Raw genomic sequence first — 4,563 nt, 5'->3', positions numbered from 1 at the left:
GGCAATCTCTCGGCGGGCATCGGACCTCCCATTGCGTGAACCGCAAAAGGAGGGACCTTGCCCCGTTCAGATTGCCGACAACGCCCCCCGTCTCACCCTATCAACAGGGTGGCCGCCTTCGTTCGGATTGGGTGGCCGCTTTCGATCGGAATCGCTGGCCGCCTTCCGTCGGAATCGGTGGCCGCTTTGCCTCGGATTCCGCAATTTCACAGAGAGCGGGCCGTCTGATTGTATCCCGGCGATACGGCAGCACCGGCGCGATGTAGCCTTTCTTGCCGGGCAGCCGCCGGCGGACGAATGAGCGCATTTATGTCGTGATGCCGGAAGGGGACCGTTTGGCCAAGCTGGCGGCAGTCGAATGGGGCGATCTGCGAGATCGGCACTTTGTCATCAGCGAGGCCGCTCCGGGACTGGAGATCCACGCTTATCTGGTGAAGCATCTCGCGGAATTAGGATACCACCCAAGCATCCAACAGCAGGCGGTCTATCGCGACTTGCTGATGAACATAGTCTCCAATGGTCCAGGCTTTTCTTGTCGAAACCCGCAAGGAGCCTGGATGCATTGAGGCGCGCCTCCACCAGAACCGAAAGGATCCTAACGCTTCCTGATTTACGGATCTCCAAGGACGAGGCGGCGTTCGACGCAATTTGGCGAACACTCACATCAAGGCGATCATCAAGCTAATTCACGACAAGAACATCAAGCTCGATTTCGACCTGTGGGCGGAGCTACTGCCCTTCTTCGAAGAAGCGCCATCCTGCCCTAGTTCTCCGGCACGCGGGGCAACTCACTCCGCCGCGGCCTTGTCGGATTTGAGCGCGCGGCGAACACCAAGACGCGCTGCGTCATGCAACTGATGCGCTTCGGGCGTCAGGCCGAGCATGTGGATGCTGGCGTGCACCAACCCGCTCAGACGGCTTGTCCATACGTCGATGCCGGCCTCACGGAGCCGTTGTGCATAAGCCTCACCTTCGTCGCGCAAAGGGTCGTACTCGTTGACGAGGATGGTTGCTGAAGGCAGTCCTTTGAGGCTTTCGGCACGGAGCGGCGCGGCATATCGCGAGATGTCCGCCTCATTTCCCACATACCAGTTCCAGCAGGATTGCATCGTCGCGCGCGTGAGGAAATAGCCCTCCGAGAATTCATTGTAGCTCGGTGTAGAAAACGTGCGGTCGAGTGGTGGGTAAAGCAAGAGTTGATGAGCGATTACAGGCCCATTGCGGTCGCGGGCTAGGAGTGCTGCGCCGGCAGCCAGGTTGCCGCCTGCGCTGTCTCCACCAACCACTACACGAGCGGGATCAATCCCAAGTGCGGAGGCGTTTTCGACGGCCCAGCAGAGTGTCGCGTAATAATCTTCGAGCGGCACAGGGAAGGGATTCTCCGGCGCGAGTCTATAATCGACCGACAAAACAACGCACCCAATGGCGTTGGCGAGGGCCCGACACGGATTGTCGTATAGCTCAAGAGAGCATTGGAACCAGCCCCCCCCATGAGCATAGACGACGGCTGCTCGCTGGTCGGCGCCGTGCATCGACGACGGTACATAAGAGCGCACGCGAACGGGATGTCCGTCATGGCTCGGCACCAAATGGGTCTCGATGGAGGCGACATCTTCCAGTGGGCCATGAAGCTTAGGCAGATTGATCTCTGTTGCCCGTCGAATGTCGTGGACGGATGATGGCGCGGCACTTCCGCGGTTCCGCAAAAACTCGGCGATATGCGGATCCAATGGCATGGGTAGGTCCTTTCACGCGCGTAGGCTGTACCGACGCGCACTTGGTTTGTGGGTTGGCTCTCGCGACAAGATCGGTACTTGGCGTTGCCGCGATCAGGGAACGGACGCGATGTCTGGTCCTAGGTATCAAGGGGCGAGGGATCAAGCGTCGCAGCGAGACTCTTCAAGACAGGCCGTGATCTATGTGCACTATACAGTGCAGTGTACAAGCGGGTCAACAGCAAATCAGACGCCCGGCCGATCCGCGGTCAAGACATGTACCAACCGCCATTTATGTTGAGCGTTTGCCCTGTCACATAGGAGTTCCGCATGAGAGCGATCACGAGATCGGCGACCTCTGCGSATTGCCCGAATCTGCCCACAGGACTGGCATCGTGCGTTATGCTGGGGTTCGACGTGACCATATCTGTCTTGATCAGCGCTGGCGCGATGGCATTCACCGTCACACCCTCCTTGGCGTTTAGTGAGGCGTAGCTGCGCGTTGGCGATGTAGGCCCGCTTTGGCCGCGACATAGTGCGGACCAATGACCCCGCCGAGCTGTGCTGCGACAGACGACATGAAGACGACTCGTCCCCAACGGGCTTCTCGCATTGTGGGCAGCGAAGCCTGGGTGACATGAAATGCTGACGACCAGTTGATCGCGAGGCTACGGTCCCAATCTGCCGCTGAAACGGCGCGTGGTTTCCTTCACTAGATCAGTACATGCTTCTAGATCGGCTAGGTCTCCAGCGACGGCAATGCCCCCACGGCCGTGTGCCTCGATCGCATGAATGACACTTTCGGGCTCGTCGGCTTGAGTGGCAAAGCCGACAGCGACGTCAAATCCTTCTGCCGACATCGCTGTCGCAACGGCGCGGCCGATTCCGCGCGAGGCATCCGTCACCAGCGCAACTCTATGGGGAATGTGGTTCATAGGAGCTTCTCCTGATTAGCTAACGGTTTCTGCGATCGGGTCTTGGCGCGGTCGAGAGTGCGACATGCGATTCGCCGGGCAATGGGCTTGCAATACTGCATCGTGCAGTGCAAATCTCTTGACCAATTCTGGAGTTGGGAGCTGATTGGGAAATGGCCGCCCCGAAACAAACTCGAACCAAGGTGATCGAGAGGGTTACCGCTCACAGTAACCTTCGCGACTCGCGAGAAGCCATCATAGCGGCTGCAGCCGAGCTGTTTCTCGCGCACGGGTTTGGCGGCACGAGCATGGATCTGATCGCCAGGGACGCGGGCGTTGCCAGGCGCACGCTCTACAATCAATTTGACAGCAAGGAAGTGTTGTTCGGCGCGACAATCGAGCGTCTTTGGACTACCTTCGATATCAATCTGGTGAATGACGCGGATAGCCGGCGCGATCCGAAAGTCGGTCTGACCAAGCTCGCGCGAGCGGTCGCGGAGTTTTGGGCGGAGAGTCCCGTCGCAGTCCGGCTCGTTAGGATGATGATCGCCGAAAGTAAGACTTTTGTTGATCTGCCGCAGCGCTTCTATGATGCGGGGAAAGGTCCTTCGTACGACATTCTGGTCGCCTATCTGAAGGATATGGAGGCGGYCGGCCATCTTCGTGTGTCTGATCTACAACTCGCCGCGCGGCAAATCATCGGTATGTTGAATGAACCTCTTCTTTGGCCGCGCATCTATGGTTACGAATCCGCGCCTCCATCTAGGGCTTATGTTCGCAAAGTGATTGCCGAAACGGTAGACACCTTCATGGCGCGGTACGGCGTCTGAGAGACTTGGCGCAAAATGACCGATGCCCTTCATTTCGTATTCAATGAACTCTTGTCGGTCCGGGGTTTGTAGAGTTGGGTGGCGTGGAGCCTGTGTTGCGGCCCATGTTTGGCGGCGACCGGCACGTTTTGTCGCTGTCCAAAGGACGGCGGGCGCCAAGCGCCCGCCGCTGATGTGGACCTCACGCTTCGCTTGATGCTGCCTCAAGCGACAACCCCTTCGTCTCCACCCTCATAAGAAGGCCAGCCACCAACACGATCGCATAGGCGCCAGCGAACAGCAGGAACACTGCCTCGATACTTGTGAGCACAATAGCCCCTATTGCGAGAGGTGCGATGATCCCTCCGATACGCCCGATCCCCTGCGCCCAGCCAATGCCGGTCGATCGGGCGCGAGTCGGGAATAGTTCGGGGGTCAGAGCGGCCAGAAGGCCGGTCAATCCTTCCATGAAAAAACTCGACGTCCAGCCCCAGATCTGCAAACCGCTTAGCTCCGTTTGCTGACCGAGCATGAACATGGAAAATGTGCCACCGATCGCCAGGAAGATGAGAAGCGGACGCCGCCCAATCCTGTCCACCGTGAACGAGACGGCTAAGCGACCGACGATGCCGATCGCCGCGTAAACGGTCATGAATGAATAAATGTCGGCGGCCGGGACGCCTTTGAACTTTGTCAGCAACGTCGGTAGCCAAGGTGTGAGGCCGAGATAGCAGAACACTTGGCAAAACCAGACGACCCAAGCAAATATTGTTCGCATACGGTAGGTGGGGCTGAAAAGTTCGGTCACGGAGAATTTCGTGTGCGCGGGATGCGAAAGCGGACGCTCAAGAGAGGTGTCGACTTCGGCTGGAAGAGAATGACCGCCATTCATCCAAAGCACCGATCGTCTTGCCTCCGCATGGCGCCCTTTCTCCATCAAAAAGCGCGGACTTTCAGGAATGAACATGCGGGCCAGAAGCGCACCGAGGGCTGGCAAGACACCGACCAGAAACAATGCCCGCCACCCTAGCGCGGGGATAATCAGCCCGGCGAGTTGGGCCGTGAGAAGAGCGCCGACAGGAAGGAACAGTGCCCAAAGGCCCATCAATTGTCCATCAATTGTCC

At 58.5% G+C, this 4,563-nt stretch carries 4 protein-coding genes and 1 pseudogene; 2 read left to right on the top strand and 3 right to left on the bottom strand.

Annotated features, from left to right (window positions below; translation table 11 throughout):
• Window positions 1-335: 335 nt before the first annotated feature.
• A complete protein-coding gene (locus AC1D00_RS28230; protein ID WP_477012915.1) occupies window positions 336-566 on the top strand; it encodes a hypothetical protein in 231 nt (76 codons plus the stop codon).
• Window positions 567-788: 222 nt separating this feature from the next.
• On the opposite strand, the gene AC1D00_RS28225 is transcribed toward AC1D00_RS28230, so the two are convergent.
• Together AC1D00_RS28225 and AC1D00_RS28220 are read right to left on the bottom strand one after the other, a co-directional pair.
• The gene (locus AC1D00_RS28225; protein ID WP_477012914.1) at window positions 789-1,736 is read right to left on the bottom strand and encodes an alpha/beta hydrolase; all 948 of its coding nucleotides are present in this window, start codon (window positions 1,734-1,736) and stop codon (window positions 789-791) included.
• Window positions 1,737-1,984: 248 nt separating this feature from the next.
• Window positions 1,985-2,650 (bottom strand): annotated as a pseudogene (locus tag AC1D00_RS28220) (SDR family NAD(P)-dependent oxidoreductase).
• Window positions 2,651-2,802: 152 nt separating this feature from the next.
• Between AC1D00_RS28220 and AC1D00_RS28215 the strand changes: the two are divergent.
• Window positions 2,803-3,459 carry a TetR/AcrR family transcriptional regulator gene (locus AC1D00_RS28215; RefSeq protein WP_477012913.1) on the top strand — a complete coding sequence of 219 codons (657 nt, stop codon included), beginning with the start codon at window positions 2,803-2,805 and terminating at the stop codon, window positions 3,457-3,459.
• 181 nt (window positions 3,460-3,640) lie between these two features.
• Here the strand turns inward: AC1D00_RS28215 and AC1D00_RS28210 are convergent.
• The coding region (locus AC1D00_RS28210; protein WP_477012912.1) for an MFS transporter at window positions 3,641-4,563 on the bottom strand (923 nt) is incomplete at its 5' end.

The sequence above is a fragment of the Bradyrhizobium sp. P2_E8 genome (assembly GCF_056403875.1).
The sequence above is the reverse complement of the archived record's forward strand: the minus strand, read 5'-3'. Positions and strand labels throughout refer to the sequence as shown.

What these genes read in the sequence shown, in the direction of transcription:
- AC1D00_RS28225 (WP_477012914.1), bottom strand. Translation starts at nt 1,736, where the DNA reads ATGCCATTGGATCCGCATATCGCCGAGTTTTTGCGGAACCGCGGAAGT.